We start from the raw sequence: 19,745 nt of genomic DNA, 5'->3' as shown, positions 1-19,745 counted from the left end.
GATAAAAACAAAATGTTAATATCAACACAATAATATATAATTCCAGCTTCGTCAACAGCAATCCTATGTCTCAAAAAAACCAAAAGAGAAACCCTGGTCTTGTATAGACTGGGTTTCTCGACAAGCTAAGTAAAGCCTTCTTTATTCATACCAAAGATCATTCGTTTCAACTTCTTGAAGACTGCTCAAAAACGATTTTGAGTTGTCAACATAAAGTTCAGTGTCGATATAGTACAGTTTTTTATCGTTTAAGCATTGATCAATATAATCTGCATTCAATATACTTTTATCCTCTACATTGGCGGCAAATGCCTGCAACTTGGGAAGCGCGGTTTTCTGATATTCAAGCCATGAATGATGGAATCCGGCTGGTTCTTCCAAGCAATAGATGTCATGATACAGCGCTTCGGCAATCCCCTTCTTCCTGAGATAGTCCGATGAGAATGGCATACTTTTGAAGTAACGACCCGTCATCGCGAACACACGATAGCTCCAATGAGGAGCACCGTGATTAGATTGGCAAAAAAGGTTCAGAAAGAATACGGAATAGTGCATTTTAATTGTAATAATCTGGTGTTTCTTCACTTCCGAAACAATCCGATCCGCCATCCGACTATCAATGATCTCATCGAAGTCAGCCAGAATGATCACATCATCATCCTCGACCCTATCCCGCAAGATAGAGGTACTCCTGTTTCTTTGACAAGCCTCATTATGAAATGCGCTGTTGTAGCTGAGCAGACGCCAATACCAACGGTCAAAGTTATCCGCACCACAGTTGGCCACATCAAAATACAATTGATGCTTCAAGGGTTCACGAAACAGATCATCAGCATGAAATGGATGATGAATCACCTTCGGGCCAAGATAATTTGAATTGAAGTTGCGTGGCTTATCTAAATAACTGAAAGTCTTGTTAGCCTCGACCACATGCAGCTCGTCAATCCAGCGGTCATTTTCTCTTATTTTAATATCTGCAATCCGATTTTCATTAAAAAAAGGACAAAATTCGTATATTTTCATAACCGGAAGCTCCCCTCTACTATCGTAGTGTACGGATGAACATTGATACTGCGGCAAAGATGCCCGGAAATTAAACGTACAAGCTCGGCGATGGTCTGGTCTTCATAGTGCAGTGAACTGTAATAGCAGGTTACACTTAATCTGTCGTGTTTTAAGCTTGCCGTCATATTTAACCAGTAGGCGGAGGGATTGTCGGCCGCATTGGTATTTCCGAAAGGAACAGCCAAAGGCTCATAAAAATCGTCGGCTAGTCCATTTATTTCCTCTGATTGGTAATGGAAAAGCATGTGTGTTTCGTCTTTTAGTGACTCCATATTGGGATAAATATCCTGTATCATATATCGTAAAATAAAGTAATCCAGTCCTTCAGATGGAATATGCTGCAACGTGTGTTTGACATGTTCTAGAATGATTTCCCAATTCTTTGAAGGCTCCTCTTCGGGAATCTGGATTCGAATGGGATAAGCTCCGGCAAAAAAACCAATCGTACGATCAATCACAACCCCCCGCAAAAAAGACTCGCGTTGATAAGACATCACATGCAGCAGCAAATCGGATTGCTTTTTCAATTGGTAGCAAGCCTGTGACAATGCTGTTAGTATCATGCTAAGCGGTGTAGTATGCTGCTTCACAGCCAATTCTTTTAAAAGACTAATATGTTCCTCTCCTTCAAGCAAATCTTGCGTTATGGTTGTCATGTGGCGGTGGAGAGGCTGGATCTCCGAATCCCTGTCGACCTGAAAAGACTCACCACCTTCTACAACCTTTCTCCAGTAGATTGATGCTTTAGAAGAAACGTCTTTCGCCGCATATTGTGTCAACGCCATGCACCAATCCCGATAACTGCTTTCCTCCTCCCCATGTAACGCCAAATCACTCCCCGTTCCCGGCAAGAGAAGATGCTTCAAATCCTCTAAAAAAATGTTTATGGATATGCCGTCAAAAATTAAATGATGGAACAGGAGCAATATCACCTGCTGTCTCTCTTCGCAATAGTAATCAAACAGCACGACCTTCCATAAAGGGCCCTCCTCGATGTCAAATTCATGCTGAACCTTCGCGCAGTATTCCGAAATGTAGGTATCATGTGGCCTTGGGATCGCTTGCAGCTGCACGTAAGAAACAACCTGTTCCACACTCATTTTCTGCTCATACTGATACCATTCATCATGATCCAGTTGAGCAAATGACAGCCGTAGGGCCGCATGTTTGTTCAATAGTACCTCCAGCGAAGCGTTCAGCAATTCTCTGGGAACATATTTCTTGAGCAGAGCCAGGTAAGGCACATTAAACATGTTGCGATTCGCCAGATCTCTTTGAAAAAAACGTTGTTGTACGGCAGACAGTGGAAATCCATCATCCGGGTATACTTTTGTTGTAGACTGAATAGTTGGGATATCCATATTCGGACTAAGAACAGTGGCTGTATCCGTCACTCCCCTGCTTAATGAAAGGGCTAAGCGTTCGATGGTCTGCTCGCGAAATACCTGGTTGACTGTAACCGGATAACCATTTTTTTGCAGTAGGCTCGCTATACGCAGCGCAGAAAGCGAATGTCCTCCCAACGCGTGAAAGTCTTCATCCTTGCGGATGTGGTCAAGCTTCAGAACCCTGCTCCAAATCTCTTCTATTATTTGTTCCAATTCGGTTTTTGGTCCAGAATTTGATTGTTTATCGCCCCTATGGATTTCTGGCAAAGGAAGCTTTTTACGATCGATTTTCCCGTTGACCGTTAATGGGAACGTCTTCAGCCAAACGTAGCGAGAGGGTAGCATATAAGATGGAAGACTGTCAGTCATAAAAGCATGAAGCTGTTCCTCCCGCTCTTCCTTTTCCGCTGTATAGTAAGCGATCAGCCTCATATCCGCGTGAATCTCGCGAGCTACGACCAGACAATCTTTTACGACAGGGTAGCCGCCAAGACGGAACGCGACTTCTCCGGGTTCGATTCGATAGCCGCGAAGCTTCACCTGATCGTCAACCCGTCCAATATATTCGATATTACCGTCCGGCAACCATCTCGCCCAATCTCCTGTGCGGTAGAGAACTGGATTTACTCCTCTTTCACGATCTTTGGCAGAAGTATATGGATTTGGAATAAATACTTGCTGTGTCAGCTGGTTTTGCAGCCAATATCCCCTTGCAACCCCGTCTCCTCCTACATATAGTTCCCCGACCGCCCCGATAGGCTGAATACGCCCCTGTTTGTCCAGGATATAGCAAGTTGAATGACTAATGGGCTTGCCGATAGGGATATCTTGCTCAAAAGTCTCTTTGATCCGATAGCTCGTCGAAAATGTGGTGTTCTCCGTGGGACCGTATGCGTTAAGAATTAAAAGTTCCGGATAGGCAAGCCAGATACGATTTATATGCTTAGCCGATAAAGCTTCCCCGCCTACGACCAACCATTTAAGTTCAGCAAACATCTTTTCATTTTCTTCAATCCAGTGATTACACAGGGCGGAGCTTAGCCATAGTGTATTAATTTTCCACTCCTTCATTTGATGCTCCAGCATATGGATATTTAGAAGATCATCTTTTGAAACTACATACAGATGGCCTCCATTCAGCAATGTTCCCCAAATTTCAAACGTAGAAGCGTCAAAAACAGGCGAACCCGTATAGAGCAACCTGATATCAGAGGAAAAAGGGAAGTAGCTGGTGTTTTTGACCAAGCGAACGACATTGCGATGTTCTACCATCACGCCTTTGGGTTTTCCCGTCGAGCCTGATGTATACATCAGGTAAGCAAGGTCACTGGGAGCAATCATGTTCTCCTTCTCTTCTTGTGGTACAACTCCAGACGGGTCAAAATGCTCCGTATAAATCAGTTTTAAACGGATTCCCTTACAGGCTTCCGAGATACTTTCTGCCCCTTTCTGTGAGGTGATGATGGTGTCCAGTCTGGCATCCATAATCAATTCGCGCGTTCTATCTGCCGGAAAATCGGGATCTATGGGAACATAGGCACTTCCTGCTTTCATGATCGCTAGGATGGAGACAATGAATTCAAGAGAGCGCGGCAAGTAAACCCCGATAAACTTCCCATGACTGTCGGTATCATCCGTTAGCTTATTGGCCATGTACTGGGACATTTGGTTGAGGGCGTGGTAAGACATTACCTGGTTGTGCTCAATGACAGCGGGCTGTGAAGGCCGTAGCTTCACTTGTTCATGGAACAAGTCAACAATGGAACGATTTCTGGGATAGTCTGTATACGTATCGTTCCAGTCGTAGACGACTTGATCATATTCGTCCTTGCTTATAAAGCACACGTCTCCGACGGAATGACTCGGATGTTCCAGCACATAGTGCAATGTATTTAGCAGATGCTCGGCTAGGCGACAAACCGTTGCTTGCTTCAAGCGATCTGCATCGTAAATCAACTTGAGAGTGATCTGTTCCCCGTCATTGGTAATGGTGATTGTCATCGGGTAATTGGTTTTCTCATGCTCCTCCATAGCTGACATTTTCAATTCATTTTCTGGCTGCCGATAGTCGTTCATATAATTTTCGAATGCAACGATACTGTGAAAAAATGTATGCCCTTGAATGGCACTCCAGCTCTTCAGTTCGTTCAGGCTCACATAGCAGTAATCGTTCAGCTTTTGGATCGTTTGGTGAAGATCCTCAACATATTCGGTAATGGTCTGTTCCACATTCCAATGCATAACCAGGGGAAGCGTATTGATCAACAGGCCTGTGATGTGGTCCGCTTTTGACAGATCGGATCCTCTACCGGACACGATCATGCCGAATACGGTTACATCTGCATCATGATAGACTTGCAGCACTTTCCCCCAAACGAACTGCACCAAGGTGTTTAGTGAAATTTGTGCTTGCTGTACAAATGCCGCCATGCGCTTGGTCATGCTTGAATCGAATTGAATGGTCTGGATCTGCTGGTTCTTAATCGGTTGATGCACATCAGGAAGCATGCCTCTCTTCCCCATCGGCAGGAGGGTTGGCTCCGTTAGGTCGGACAAATAATCTTTCCAGAATGACTCAGCTTCTGTTCGATCTTTATTGTTCAGCCAACGAATGTAAGTCTCAAAAGAGCGGGACAGACTATGTTGCGGCACCATGCCTTTTAAGCTGCAATCATAGATTTCATGAACCCGATTCAACAGCAGTGGCAGGCTCCAACCGTCCAGCAAGATATGGTGGTAACTCCAGTTCATTGTCCATTCCTCTGGGCTAGTCTGAATCAGTGTTATGCGGTACGCAGGCTGATGCAGATCAACACGCCGATTACGATCCGACGTTGCCCATTGTTCGATATACTCCTGTTGCCGATCTGGAGACTCTGTTCTAAAATCCAAAAAAGTCCAATCCAATTCTACTTTTCGAAGGACACATTGTATGGGCTTGTCCAATTCTTCCCAAACGAAACATGTCCGCAAGCAATCATTTTCAGCAATGACGTGGCTCCATGCTTCCTGGTAACGGTTGACATCCAGCCTGCCGTGATATTTCCAACTAACCTGTACGAAGTATTGATCGGAAGATGGATGATCTAAATAATGGAATAGCAGACCTTCCTGTAAAGGACTTAAATGCATCATTTTATTCAGACCATATTGCTTAGAATAGGTCTTTACGATCTGATCCAGCGAATGCTGCTCCAGTGACACGAATGGAAAATCACTTGGTGTAAACTCTTCGTAATTAGCTTGGCTGCAATGCTCGATGATAGAAAGCAAACGTGATATGAAAGTATTTATCAACTGAGTGATGGTCGTTTCCTCATAGTGACGTTTGCTATATTTCATGAACAAATGCAATTGCCCATGAACGATGGAACAGTTAAGTTCCAACAGGCTTGTTCCATGATTCAGCGGTGAGCTATGGTCCTGTGCTGCGTCACGTGTAAAACTTAACCACTGGTCTAGCCCGCTCGTATTTGTCTGATCAAATTGACCCAAATAATTGAATAGAGCCTGAGGCTCGGAAGCTGTTAGCTCGGAACGGACTTCTTCGTTCGGATGGCAGTATCTCAAAGCACCGTATGACATGCCACGGTGAGGAATAGAACGTAACTGCTCTTTAACGGATTTGATCGTCGCCCCCAGGGAGTGAGTGTCCGTAACCCGGATGCATACCGGAAACATCGAGGTGAACCAACCAATTGTTCTTGTCAGATCCATATCGGATACAGAGTGTTCACGTCCATGCCCCTCCAGCCGAAACACAACCATCTCCTGTCCAGACCAAGCGGAGAGCGCCAGCGACCAGGCCGTAAGCAGCAGGTCGTTGATCTCGGTATGATATGCCTGGGAGCAATGATACAAGAGTAGCTGCGTATCGTCGGGGGTAAGCATTGTAACCAATTCCGAAGATTCACTGCTCATTTTATGATCCGCGCAATGGTCTACCGGCAGCACAAATGCTGCATTTTGGAGTTGCACTTTTTTCCAATAATCTATATGACTTAAAGTATCTTCATTTTTGGCATAATTCATCATTACAGACTGCCACTTTTTGTACGGATTTGAAACAGGAGACAACTCGGTACCTTGATACAATTGATCCAATTCCCGAACCAATATTCTCCAGGAAACGCCATCAATAACCAAATGATGAATCGTTATAAATAAGCGGACTTGACCTTCAGGGTGACCCTGGATTACGCCTGCATAAATCATCTGGCCTGTCTCATAATTCAGTTGTCTATTCCATGCATCACATATGCTTGAAATTTCAGATTCGGGATCAGCGATTTGCTGAATGGTGTGACTTGCAAGCTGAATGGTGGTATCCGTTCTGTAGCGCTGCGAATATCCATGCTTGCCAGCTACAATCTCCATTGAAAGCTCTGGATGGAGACGGATCAATTGTTGGATGGCCGTTTTCAGCTTTACGGGGTCACAATCACGGAGTATAAACAGCTGGGATTGATTAAAATAATGCGGTTCTTTGAACTGCTGCTCAAAAAACCAGCGCTGGATCGGTGTCAGACCAAATTCGCCTGTCAAATCAACCATACACTCTTCCTTCTTCTCACGTTCTGACCAAGTAACCACAGAAGCTAATTCCTTGATGGTTGGATGCTCTGCAACTTGTCTTGGGGTCAGCATCATACCGTGATCTCTGGCCATAGAGACGACCTGAATGGCAAGGATTGAATCTCCCCCGGTCGCGTAAAAATGATCGTTTACACCGATATCTCCTCTTTTTAACAATTGTCGCCAAATGCAAAGCAGTCGCTTTTCGAAACTGCCCTCCCCTGCTTCCGCAGCATTCTCAGCAGGGACAAATAATGTGGTCGGATCGGGAAGAGCTTGACGATCAATTTTCCCGCTTGTATTTACGGGAATTGAAACTAGCTGACAAAAATAAGCAGGAACCATATAAGCAGGTAAAATAGAGCCTACATACCGGGCCAATTCAGCCTCAGTCAGCCTTTTTAAGGCAGTATAGTAAGCCACCAGTTTATGGAAGGACTCGTCCTTCCAGGCTCGAACGACACATTGACGGATGTCAGGGTGCTGGCGAAGCTGATGCTCTATTTCACCCAGTTCGATACGGTAGCCTCTGATTTTAATCTGTTCATCACTACGGCCGATAAATACCAGTTCACCATCTGGTGTCCATTTCACGACGTCCCCGGTTTGATATAACCGCTCTCGCTGTGAATACTCATTTCCGATGATCATCTCTTTGTGAACGAAACGCTCCTGGGTCAGCTCCTCACGATTCAGGTATCCTCTGGCAAGACCTATGCCGCCCACCCATAATTCACCGGGAACACCGACCGGCACAGAATTACCAAATGGATTGAATACAAACAATCGTTTGTTATAGGCGGGTTTGCCAATCGTGATTTCTGCCTCTGGTTTGCATACCGAGGTGGAACATAAAATCGTCACTTCGGTCGGTCCGTAAGCGTTCACAAACAGTCGTCCTCTTCCCCAATAATTCACAATATCAGGCGTACAGGGTTCTCCCGCGGATACGATTGTATGCAGTTCAGGCAGTTCCCTTGGTTTCATGGTTCGCAGCACAGACGGCGTCAGCATGGCAATGTGGATATGTTTCTCTTCGAGTACATCTGAAATATCCGCATAAGGAGGCAGCTCCTCATTCGACAGCACAACAAGTGTCCCGCCTACTGTTAACGTTCCGATCCATTCGTAGACCGAAGCGTCGAAACTGATGGAAGCGAATTGCATAACTCTGGAGTCAGAGGTAATACGAAACTTTTCAACAAGGTAAGGGATTAACGTAACCAGTCCGGCGTGCTCAATAAGCGTCCCCTTCGGATTTCCAGTGGAGCCGGATGTGTAGATGACATAGGCCAGGTCGTTCTGTTTAACCTGAATATTCAAACTCTCGTCGGGATGATCGTACTGCTGCATCAGGCATTCATCTACACAAATAAGCGAATGCGCTTTCATATTTAATTGATTCATAGATAGATTTAGCTTATTTACCAGTTGGCTGTTCGTGATAATCATTTTGGCCTGCGCATCTTCTAAAATAAATCGAACCCGTTCTCCAGGATAATGGGGATCGACCGGAAGATAAGCGGCCCCTGCCTTCATAACTCCTAGCATTGCCGGGATTACATCTGCGCTTCTGTCCATAAAGATGGCAATCAGCGTGCCGGGTTGTAAAGCGCCCTCCTCTCCTGTGGAAACCGACTCTAGAATCACGCGGCCGATTTGATTAGCCCGCTGATTTAACTCCGAGTAGGTCAGCTTCTGCCCTTCAAACTCCAATGCGATTGCATCGGGAGTTCTGGCAGCCTGCTCCTCAATCAGTTGAACCACGGTTTTATCCAAAGGATATGCTTGTTCCGTATCATTCCATTGTTGCATCTGCTCGTATTCTTTCGTTGTCAGTATGGGGTGAAGGAGTACCGCTTTCTCCGGAAGATGGAGTGCATTGGCCAGTAGTATCTGAAAGTGGCCTGCGAGATTAGCGATCTGCTTTTTACCAAAATACCTGCTATCATACTGTATTGCGCATTCTAATCTTTCCGAACCATAACAGTAGCAGAGCGCAATCTCTGGTGGATTTATACCGCATAGAAAAGCTAGTGCTTTTGTGCTCGAACTTGAATGCGAGAGATCACCACAAGTTTCTACGATGCCCACATTGAAAAAATCTCCATCTATTTCTGGTGGGGAATCCACTTTCATGTACTGCGAAAGATCCTCACTCCACTCACTGCTGCTATCTCGCTTATCCCAATTTGCCTTTATTCTTTGCATCAAGGAGAGAAGATGATCTTCCTTCTCAATATGGATAAAAAGCGGATAGTCCTGACGACATCGTGTCCCCTCTTTGTCTGATAACATGGAATATAAAAGAGGTACTGTATATTGATTGGCGTAATGGGATAAAAGCACAGACCATATGGCTGCGATAAAAGAAGGCATACCCAACTGATGCTGCTGTACAAACTCCATGATCGTTTTGACCTGTCTTGTTTCCAAACGAATATGGTAAAGGACTTGATCTTTGTCTTCAGTCTGTCCGGCATCCCCTCTGCGATGGGAAAATAAAGGCAAGTAAGGTTGGATCACTTATTGAACCTCCCCTTTCTGAGACGCCATACTGGCAGCCTGATAAAAAGCAGCCCTGACTTCCTCAACCTCTATCTCGTAACTGCACCGCATCGAAAAAATAAGACCGTCTGTGTAGGAGGTAGCAATGCAGTTGAACAGCGAATAGATCGGCAGCGGATTCGGTTGCTTTATGACCGTATCATCGTAAAATTGGCTATACTTCAACCCTTCCTTTGCGCTATTGGCCAAATAGTTAAACATGAATACATCTAGCTGCTCATATTGCTTCCCAAATTGTACAAGTGTTCTGGTCCATTCCCACCTGTTTTTATAGGCAGGTCCTGTAAGCAGGTTCATAAAATTAATCGTGTGGTGTTTTAATAATTCCAGCCTATTTCTGACAGTCAGCAGCATTTCATCCGGCTTCTGCTTCATATCCATCAGCATAGGCACAAAATCAATAAACTCACCGACCGTGTTATAATACGTCGCCTCACCGTACCTTCTTCCATCATATAAAAATAACAATGGCAATCGGTCCATACTTAAATAAATTTGCAAGCCCCTTGTAAAGACAGAGAGCGCAAACTCCAAGGACGGGTTTTCAGCCGGGATGCTCACGCTAAACAGATAGGCTTCTGTGCTCGTTCTTAGCTTCGGAGATTGTAACAGGTCCTGCTTGCTTTGCTGGAACGCTTCCAGATGAAAGTCGGATATCAATGCCTGTTCAGTGATTCCGCTGGGCCCGCTTTGGATTTGTTCTACATAATCCATATAGGACTTCACTTCATCCGTAGGAAGGGATTCGTTTTGAAGCAGACTCCTATAGCAAGCCATTACCTGTCGTTCAGCTACTTCCGAAGTCACCCGATCACATATCGCATGATGATAAAGCGTAATAACAACATGCTCACGCAGATTTCGTTTTAGCACAAACATCTGGAACAAAGTATGTTCTCCCATGTATCGGGTATTCGTCATGTATTCGTTTATCATTTCCATCAAGGGGCCATATGGATTGCAGTCCGTTAAATCGAGGATGGTGAGTGTTGGCAGATCGGCGTCGGGAAGTACGTATTCCCTCCAATACGTCCATTCATCTCTTTGCACAGGAATGCTTCTCAGTAATCCTTGACTTTGTACAAATTGAGCATAAGCCTGATTCAAAAAATCATAATTCACATATTCGTCCAGCCTAAATAGGCCAATACTCGGCGGTGTATGAAATGAAATTTGCATTTGTTGAATTCCACTTAGCGGATATTCTTGTGCCACTTGCCCCGTTTTAACCCACTGATCTCTTTTTAAATAATCTTCTTCCAGTTGCTCGCGCAACCTCGCCGCCTGATCCGTGTCCATGGTTTTCAGGCCCAGACGCTGGACAAACTCTTCTTCATCGATGACCTGGTATTGATTATCCATTTTTACTTTTTGATGCAGTGGTACAATATAATGCGGCTGCAGTTCTTTAGCGACTTTCCCGTTCATGATCCGCATGACAGGATTAACATCGTCCACAGAGTTGAAGTAAAGCACTCGAATCTCTCTCACTTCGTGAAGAAAATCCCGCACTTGGTACTTCACCAGATCGTACACACCATCTGTTTCTTGGTGCAGCCAGGAAATCAACTCTTGTTTGGTTTCTATGGTGCCCTGCTGCTTCAAGGCTCTTTCACTTTCTTGAGCCGATTGAAGATATGCAGCGAGCGCACGGATCGTCTTATAGTGGTAAATATCTGTCAAAGTGGTATGATATCCTGCCCCCTCCATCCTTGACATTAACGTAAGCGCATGAATAGAATGTCCACCAAGGTCGAAGAAGCTGTCTACAACACTGAACTGCTGAATACCTAATACATCCTGCCAGATTTCCATCAGCCTAGCTTCCAGCCCTGTCTCAGGGGATACGTATGCTGCTGCCACGGTATGTCCATTGTCTTCAAAGGACAACAGTACCTTGCGATCCAGCTTTCCATTCCGTGTCAGTGGCATCTGCTCTAATTGCATAAAAAAAGAGGGAATCATGTAATTCGGCAGCTTTGCAGAAAGCGTGTTTTTAATTTCATCTGTCGTCAGCCTTTGGCTTGCCCTAAAGTACGCTCCCAGTTGCTTCTGTCCGTTCCCATCTTCACGCACGATAACTACGGCTGCTTGTATATCCTTTATTTTTAATAGCTGTGCCTCAATTTCCCCTGGCTCAATTCGGTAGCCTCGTATTTTCACTTGCTCGTCGATCCGGCCGATATATTCAATGTTTCCGTCCGCTTGCTCTTTTGCCCAATCTCCGGTTCGGTACAACCTGCCCCCCGGCACCCCTGGAAACGGAATAAACCTTTCCCCTGTCAGCTCTGGACGGTTCAAATAACCTTTCACTAATCCATCGCCGGCGATGTACAGTTCACCTGCAACTCCTTGTGGCAAAGGATGCTGGTCATGATCCATGATGTAAACCGACGTATTGCTGATGGGTTTACCAATCGGTACGGTATTTGCAGCTTCATCCAAATGATAAATCTGGTAAAACGTTGCAAATACTGTACTCTCGGTCGGTCCGTAGACATGAATTAAACGGCCAGAGCCCAGACGGGCAAATGCTTTGCGCACATGGCTCACCGACACCTTTTCACCACCGAATAGCAAGGTTTCAAGTGTGGCAAAGCAATCCGGATCAATATCCACCAATGCATTAAAAAGTGCTGTTGTGATGAAGCATTTTGTAATCTGTTGTGTCCGCAGTACACTCGATAGCTCACGTGCATTCATGATGTGGGCTTGTGGGGTCAAAACGAGGGTGGCTCCGTTGAGCAGTGCCCCGTAAATGCCAAATGTAGAACCATCGAACGAAAAACTAGCCAATTGCAAGATTCGGTCTTTTGCCGCGAATCGGATGTAATTTGTCTCTTTGACAACACGTGTAATATTGTAGTGCATCGTCAGGTTTCCCTTCGGTTCGCCCGTAGAGCCTGACGTATACATAATGCAGGCTAGTGCATCTGAGCCATGAATGGAGGTGAGATTCCCTGTTTCTTCCCTGTTATTTCGCTTGTCCGACAAATCCAGTACAGGAACGTTGAGCTCCGCTTGTTGCTCAATTGGTAGCCGGGTTAGCAGGAGCTTTGCGCCAGAATCTTTCAGCATATAGCGTATACGTTCCTTGGGGTATTCCGGGTCAATCGGCACATAGGCTCCCCCGGCTTTTAAAATCCCGAAAATACCGACGATCATTTCCAATGAGCATTCGGCCATAATCCCGACGGGGTCGCCTTTATTTACGCCTTTTTTCCGCAGAACCCGGGCAAGCTGATTAGCCTGTTTGTTCAGATCAGCATACGTCAAGTGCTTGTCTCCCAATACAACGGCCACTTGCTCCGGTGTGCGCTCGGTCTCCCCCTCAAACAACTGATGAATCGTTGTATCCCGCGGGTAATCCGCTAACGTACTGTGTAACATGCTCCGCCTCATCTCCTTCTCCCATTAACGTTCATACGATTTAAGGTTTGCTCTACAAGCGAATGAAGTCGTTTATGGATAAACTATAATCACAACTTTACATTAAAATGGGGATTTAGCTGGAGATGAAGAAATGACATCAGGTGACAGAATAGTATACTTTCCCCCTTCGTTTTACGCTTTTATTTTCACAGCATAGCGATATGATGACAAGTCAACTGCCTCCTTTCACTGTGTTCAATAATATCTTGTCTTTCGACCAGAAATATCTTTAGAATAGGCGTATAGCTATCACATCTTGCTCTACAATAACAATACCACAGGATGGTTACTCGACTGGAGGAAAAGAAATGACATCGGAGTGGCAGAGATTACAGACCAAACTGCCGGAATGGGTGGAACAAAGCCGTCATCAGTATATTCATGGCAAGGTGGCAGCGTATATTCCCGAATTGTCCAAGGCCCCAGCCGATGCGCTGAGTGTTGTCGTGATGAACGGAATCGGAGATACCGTGGTAGCCGGAGATACCGAAATCAGTTTTACGATGCAAAGCATTTCGAAGGTATTCACGCTTATTTTGGCCTTGATGGATAATGGCGAAGATGTTGTCTTCTCCAAGGTCGGTATGGAGCCTACCGGAGACCGTTTCAATTCCATGCTAAAGCTGGAGCTGGTTGAGCCGGGCATCCCGTTTAACCCGCTTATTAATGCCGGAGCCATCGCCGTGTCCTCTCTGATTCGTGGGAACAGTCCCGAAGAGAAGTTTGCCCGTGTCCTGCAATTTTTCCGTCTGCTTACCCGTAATGACACGCTGGAATATGACCAGGATGTCTACGATTCGGAATCTGCAACAGGCCATTTGAACCGTTCCCTTGCCTACTTTTTGATGGAAAAGGGAATTCTGCGCGGACATGTCGAGGACGTGCTGGAAGTTTACTTCAGGCATTGCGCTGTAAAATTGAACTGTACGGATTTGGCACGTATGGGGCTCGTATTAGCCTACAATGGACGTGATCCGGTCACGGGTGTACCACTGGTTCCCCGCCGCTATGTACAGATCGCCAAAACCTTTATGACCACATGCGGCATGTATGACGCATCCGGAGAATTCGCCATTCAGGTCGGGCTCCCCGCCAAAAGTGGTGTGTCTGGCAGCATTATGACGATGGTGCCCGGACGATATGGCATTGGACTGGTCGGACCTTCTCTAAACCGCATGGGTAACAGTACAGCGGGTGTACACTTGCTGGAGACCATGTCGCGGGATTTGGATTGGAGCTTGTTTTAGTTTACGAATAAAAGGGTACTCCCAGCCTTTGCGGCTTACGGGAATACCCTTTTTTACTTACCTGATAAGTTAAACAGTTTGGCCGTCGGTAACCAGTTTGATATGAATGCGGAACGGATCAGCCACGTATTTGGCACCATCGCGTTCTTCTACTCCATAGCCTGCCGCAGTCAAACGGGCAGCAATGGCCTCCAGTTCCTTTTGATCCGGCACAATTAACTCAAAATGATCCAACCCTGAGGCATGATCGGGAGCTGGGAGCGCCTCTTCCCCTGCCCATATATTCAAGCCCATGTGGTGATGGTAACCCCCTGCGGATACGAACAAAGCAGACGAGCCATAGCGGCATGTAATGTCAAATCCGAGCACTTCGCAATAAAATTGCTGCGCCTTGAGCAAATTAGATACATGGAAGTGAACGTGTCCAATTACCGTTCCTTCGAGCAGCCCCTGCCAAGGTACATTTTCGGAAATTGCGACCAAGCCTTCTGCATCCACAGGATCTGTACCCATAATGTAATACCCATCTGTATCTTTCTTCCACTGATCACGGGGACGATCTGCATAGATCTCAATCCCGTTATTATCAGGATCATGGATATACAGTGCTTCACTTACATCATGGTCCCCCTGTCCGATTTCAATCTCATGAACAAGCAGATTACGCAGAGACAGGCCCAAAGCAACGCGATTCGGTACAAGAATAGCAAAGTGATACAATCCGGCTGCCGATTGGCGAGGGAGAATAACTGCATTTTCAATAAACTTAAGGGTTAGCAGCGGGTGCTTTCCGTCGACTGTCAATTCAGCGGTATCCGCCGTTTGACGCAGCAGTTGAAAGCCAACAACCTCGGTATAAAATTGAATAGAGCGCTGCAAGTGACTAACCTTTAATGAAACCTGCCCGATTCTGGTGTTGTCATGAATATGTGCTGTCATGAGATTTGCCTCTTTCTACGTGGATTGTGGACTACACTTAATGATAATTTACTGTTCTGTTGAGGTACGACGACTAAACAAAGAATCCAGAGACAAGCGAGTCGTCGGCGCAAATACCAAATGCAATGCTACCAGAATAAAGGCAATATCCAGCTCATACCCTGCTCCCTGACCATTACCCATCAGACCGCCGGACAATTTTGCTGTGAAAATCGCACCGATCAATACAATAACAAAAAGTCCAGATACATAACGGGTAAGCAATCCAAGAATTAAAGCAATTCCTCCGACTAACTCAATTACGGCAACGGCATAACCTAAAAATCCCGGAACACCTATACTGGAAAACCAGCCAGCTACATTACCTAACCCCATTTGAAATTTAGCAATTCCGTGCGCCAAAAACAAGATACCCAACGCCACCCGCATAATTGTAGAAATGTTTCTGCTTGCTGAACCCATATTTATCTCTCCATTCTGAATAATTTTCGCACCCGTTTTGAGCACATATTAATAATTATTTTATATTACTAATAATTTGGTTAAAAAATAAAATAACCTTCCTCTAAGCTGTAACTTATATAAGTACGATTAAAACTCAAATTATTAGTAATAGGAATAATTATTTTGTAATGTGAATTTATCATAAGAAACTATAGTCTGTCAATAAAATATTTGGTATGATAAATAATAATTTAGTATAGATTATATTTTCTTAAAGGAGGAGTCTTCTATGGGTATAGGTTGCAACATACGTGCCGCACGTAAACGTAAAAATTTATCCATCCAGCAAATATGCGAACGAACCGGATTATCTCAAGGCTTTATGAGTCAAGTGGAGAACAACAAAACCTCCCCTTCCATTGCTACATTGGACAGCATCGCTAATGCACTTAAGGTGCCCCTGGCATTTCTGCTGCTCAAAGAAGAGGAACGGATGCAGGTGATTCGCAAGGACGAACGACGCAAAACGGTCTATGGCAAAAATAAGCTTCAGGTTGACCATTTGGGAGGGCAGGGTAACGTCAAAATGATGCTGGTGGATATGCCGCCAGGCTCATCCACGGAAGAAGAGCATGCTCATGCGGGCGATGAGATTCATTTTGTTATGGAAGGCACGGTATATGTGGAGCAAGGTGAGGATTCGGCTACCCTCGAAGCAGGAGATTCCTTTAGCTGGAGAGCAGCCATCCCGCATTATGCCAAAAACATTGGAGAAAACAACGCACGAATTCTGATCTCCGTATTTCTCGAAGCAGAGAATGATGCTTAATAGAATCAAAAAAAGCGCGTACCGGGAAGTCATTTTTCACTTCCGAGATACGTGCTTTTTATATTCCAACTCTATCTTTTCTTGGCAGCGTCAATGTCTCCAGGATTCAAACCTTCCCAAATGTTAGGGATACTTACGTTCTCTGGATGCTCAAATACGAGGAATGCTGTCGGTAAATACCGCTCGCCGTATTCAGAAGAAGGTTTATTTACAATGGCATGATCCTTGACGAGCACGGTCGATGATCCACCATCCAGATTAGCACCGATAACCGCTCCGTGTTTAAGTAAAATATTTTGCATATCATACAAATTGGCACCGATGCTGTAACCCGGCTGACGACCGTCGATGGTCACAAAAATAATCGCGCCGTCTGCTCTCTGCCCCATTGCCGTACGGGGAGCAATTCCCCAGCCTTCGCTCGCATTACGAATAAGACCTTTACCATTCACGATCAAGCGTGGTTGGAAGGTAACCGCTTCTTGCACATTCATTTTGGACAGCTCGGACAGCGAATAATGCCCGGCCACCATTTTCCCCTGCTTATCAATCCCTACGATTTGGGCAGAAGCATTTTTCCCCATATCATTGTAATATAACTGGCCCTGAGAAATAACAACGCCAATCGGCTTAAAGCCATTTCCATTCCAGTTGGGATCGGCAAAGCCGCCGCCATTTACGCCTGCAACCGCTCCCAGACGCTCTACCATACTGGATACTCTTTCTCCTTTGCCTACCTTGGCAGGAATCCCGAGTCTGATTTTAGTGGGGTCATGCACCGTCATCACATAGCCGTGATAATTACGACCGGATACCTCTTCTACCTCAACCAGCGGGGTTTGCCGCACCTTGGTCGGTGTCAGATCAGGCAGCTTGATCGTATGTCGGTCCTTCTCCTCGCCCATCTGCTCGAAACGGGCCGAATATTCGGCCACTCGCTTCTGTGCCTCCACCTCACCAATAAAATATTTTGCCCAGTGACGATGTTGTGTTGTGATCAGCGTATCCGCCGCCAAGTAGCGCATGTCCTTGCCAGATGGCGTTAAAAACAACCACGCACCGCCCCCGACTCCTGCGAGCAGTAATACAATAAAAAGCCGCGTCATAAAGCGACCGAATTTTCCTTTTCGTTTCTTTTTTTTGTTCTTCTGCCTGCGGGCTGTTGCACGCTGTGGCAAGACTTCCGATTTCATTCGTCATCTCTCCTGTATGCTGACTTCTGTCTTGAATATAACCCCGTTCTCTATGAGTTAATAAGGTTTGTTGTTCAGGACAGCCATGCTGCTGATTCTGATCCTCAGAGGGTAACATATCGGCAGCGACATCTAACGACAATATCATAAACTAATTTTGTAGAATGATAGTGTCAATTTTTTAACAGATTCATCATACCGAAAAAGAACACAATAAAACAGCCCTCCACCTGAAGCTGAAGGACTGCTTGGAAAATTACGTTAAATTTCACGCTTGGTCGTAACCCGTTTTGTTGCCGTTGCAATCCCTTTTACGGTGCGACCTCCGGTTCAAGCAGCATGAACAGTTCTTTCATTTGCTGGCGCTTGAGCTTCGGACTAAGCACATACAAGGTATCCCCCGGCTTAATCACCGTCGTGCCTCTTGGAGCTATAATTTGCTCCTCTCGAATAATAGCGGTGAACAAAATGTCATCGGGAAGCTGCATATCCTGAATCGCTGTTCCCACAATGGACATCCCCTCCTGCACCTGAATGTGATTGATCTCCGAGGTGGTTTTGCCTAGAGATACCAATTCCAGGAGCGAGGGCGACGATGTTTCGTTAGGGTCCATTAAGCCGAGTTTCACCGCCAGCCACGAAATGGTCGTACCTTGTATAATGGCCGAGGTAAGCACGACGAAGAATACGACATTGAAAAACAGCGACCCCACATCCATTTTATCCAGCAGTGGATAGGTAGCCAGTACAATCGGTACCGCTCCCCTTAATCCTGCCCAGGATAACAGCGTCTTTTCTCGTATAGAGTACCTGGAAAAAAGCAGGCTCAGGAACACGCCAATCGGACGGGCTACGAGCATCAGGATGAAGGAAAGCGCCAAGCTTTGCCACGCAATGCCGAGTAGCTGATCGGGAAAAACCAACAGTCCGAGCAGGACGAACATCATGATTTGCACCATCCAGGCGAAGCCGTTGTTAAAATGAATAATAGACCGCTTGTAGGTCAGGTCCGAATTACCCAGCACGATGGCCATGACATATACCGCCAGCAAGCCGCTTGCCTCCAGTAAGGATGCGGCCGCATACGTTAAGACTGCAAATGCCAGCGCCATCACAGGATACAGACCGGATGAACCAAAATTCATTTTATTAATGGCATATACAGCTATGCGACCGAGCACAAAACCAACGACCAGACCAAAACCCATTTCCCATAAAAACAGCAAAATATGTACCCAAATGGATTGCTCAGGATGATGTATCAGCTCAATCAACGTTACCGTCAGGAAAACGGCCATCGGATCATTACTTCCGGATTCCGCTTCCAGCGTGGACGTAATTCGTTTCTTGATGTTTTTACCACCTAAAACGGAAAACACTGCTGCCGCATCCGTCGATCCTACAATAGCTCCGAACAGCATGGATTCCATCCAACTCACGCCTAAAATAAACTTGGCGCAAATCCCAATGACCACCGTTGTAATAATGACGCCAAGCGTCGATAGTGACATCGCAGGCCGAATGACTGGCTTAACATCTGCAAATTTCGTTTGCATCCCGCCTTCAAACAAAATAACGATTAGCGCGAGAATGCCCACCAGCTGCGTAATAAACGCATTATCAAAATAAATAAACTGACTGAGCACCATACCGACGGCAATAAACAATACGAGCGCAGGCATGCCGAAACGACTGGAAAATTTGGTAGTCAGTACGCCAACCAGCAGCAAGCCGGACAGCAAAAGCACAATAAAATTAATAACAGTTGTCTGTTCCATACGACGGCTTCTCCTATCCTGAAAATAATGTTCATTTTTTCGCCTTTTATCTATATACCCTCAAATCACGCAGAATACTAATCCCAGATGAAAAAAAATTAAAAATTAAAAAAAACAGCTCACGGTCTGTGCTAGAATAGCACTTCATGAGCTGGTGTTGCTTTTGAATAAACTTTGATCAAATTAATACTGAGGACCTTCATAAATTTACAAACAGAAAGAGCGCATTTTGAAAAAAGATTGGTTGTTTCTACCTGTGTTGCACCACAAATTGTGCCTTTTCTTAA

The 19,745-nt window shown here is 45.4% G+C and carries 9 protein-coding genes; 2 read left to right on the top strand and 7 right to left on the bottom strand.

Features of this window, described 5'->3' with window-relative positions; all coding sequences use genetic code 11:
* Positions 1-141: 141 nt before the first annotated feature.
* The 3 genes from ACIFQM_RS03120 to ACIFQM_RS03110 are packed head-to-tail and all read right to left on the bottom strand — an operon-like array spanning position 142 to position 12,986.
* Positions 142-1,023, bottom strand: a complete 882-nt coding sequence (locus tag ACIFQM_RS03120; protein ID WP_430041180.1) for a hypothetical protein — start codon at positions 1,021-1,023, stop codon at positions 142-144.
* Positions 1,020-9,554: an amino acid adenylation domain-containing protein gene (locus ACIFQM_RS03115; RefSeq protein WP_430065005.1), complete on the bottom strand. Its 8,535-nt coding sequence runs from the start codon at positions 9,552-9,554 to the stop codon at positions 1,020-1,022. Before ACIFQM_RS03115 ends, ACIFQM_RS03120 begins: the two co-directional genes overlap by 4 nt.
* Positions 9,555-12,986 (bottom strand): amino acid adenylation domain-containing protein, encoded by a 3,432-nt coding sequence (locus ACIFQM_RS03110; RefSeq protein ID WP_430041177.1) that lies wholly within the window; start codon positions 12,984-12,986, stop codon positions 9,555-9,557.
* A 350-nt stretch (positions 12,987-13,336) separates the two neighbouring features.
* On the opposite strand from ACIFQM_RS03110, the gene glsA reads away from it, so the two are divergent.
* Positions 13,337-14,275 carry a glutaminase A gene (gene glsA, locus ACIFQM_RS03105; protein WP_430041176.1) on the top strand — a complete coding sequence of 313 codons (939 nt, stop codon included), beginning with the start codon at positions 13,337-13,339 and terminating at the stop codon, positions 14,273-14,275.
* A gap of 69 nt (positions 14,276-14,344) precedes the next feature.
* Here glsA and ACIFQM_RS03100 read toward each other — a convergent pair whose 3' ends face one another.
* Together ACIFQM_RS03100 and ACIFQM_RS03095 are read right to left on the bottom strand one after the other, a co-directional pair.
* Positions 14,345-15,214, bottom strand: coding sequence for a VOC family protein (locus ACIFQM_RS03100; protein ID WP_430041175.1), 870 nt, complete (start codon positions 15,212-15,214; stop codon positions 14,345-14,347).
* A 48-nt stretch (positions 15,215-15,262) separates the two neighbouring features.
* Positions 15,263-15,676, bottom strand: a complete 414-nt coding sequence (locus tag ACIFQM_RS03095) for a DoxX family protein (RefSeq protein ID WP_430041174.1) — start codon at positions 15,674-15,676, stop codon at positions 15,263-15,265.
* Positions 15,677-15,947: 271 nt separating this feature from the next.
* Here ACIFQM_RS03095 and ACIFQM_RS03090 point away from each other — a divergent pair, with 271 nt between their 5' ends.
* Positions 15,948-16,487: a helix-turn-helix domain-containing protein gene (locus ACIFQM_RS03090; RefSeq protein WP_134914680.1), complete on the top strand. Its 540-nt coding sequence runs from the start codon at positions 15,948-15,950 to the stop codon at positions 16,485-16,487.
* Between the two features lie 71 nt (positions 16,488-16,558).
* Here the strand turns inward: ACIFQM_RS03090 and ACIFQM_RS03085 are convergent, their stop codons facing one another.
* Both ACIFQM_RS03085 and ACIFQM_RS03080 read right to left on the bottom strand, forming a co-directional pair.
* Entirely contained in the window at positions 16,559-17,680 is a 1,122-nt protein-coding gene (locus ACIFQM_RS03085) for a phosphodiester glycosidase family protein (protein ID WP_430041173.1), read from the bottom strand.
* A gap of 311 nt (positions 17,681-17,991) precedes the next feature.
* Positions 17,992-19,458, bottom strand: a complete 1,467-nt coding sequence (locus tag ACIFQM_RS03080) for a potassium/proton antiporter (protein ID WP_430041172.1) — start codon at positions 19,456-19,458, stop codon at positions 17,992-17,994.
* Positions 19,459-19,745: the final 287 nt, after the last annotated feature.

The sequence above is a fragment of the Paenibacillus sp. NRS-1782 genome, from assembly GCF_050467685.1.
GTDB classification, from domain to species: Bacteria; Bacillota; Bacilli; order Paenibacillales; family Paenibacillaceae; genus Paenibacillus; species Paenibacillus terrae_A.
This window is presented reverse-complemented; position numbering and strand designations above follow the sequence as displayed.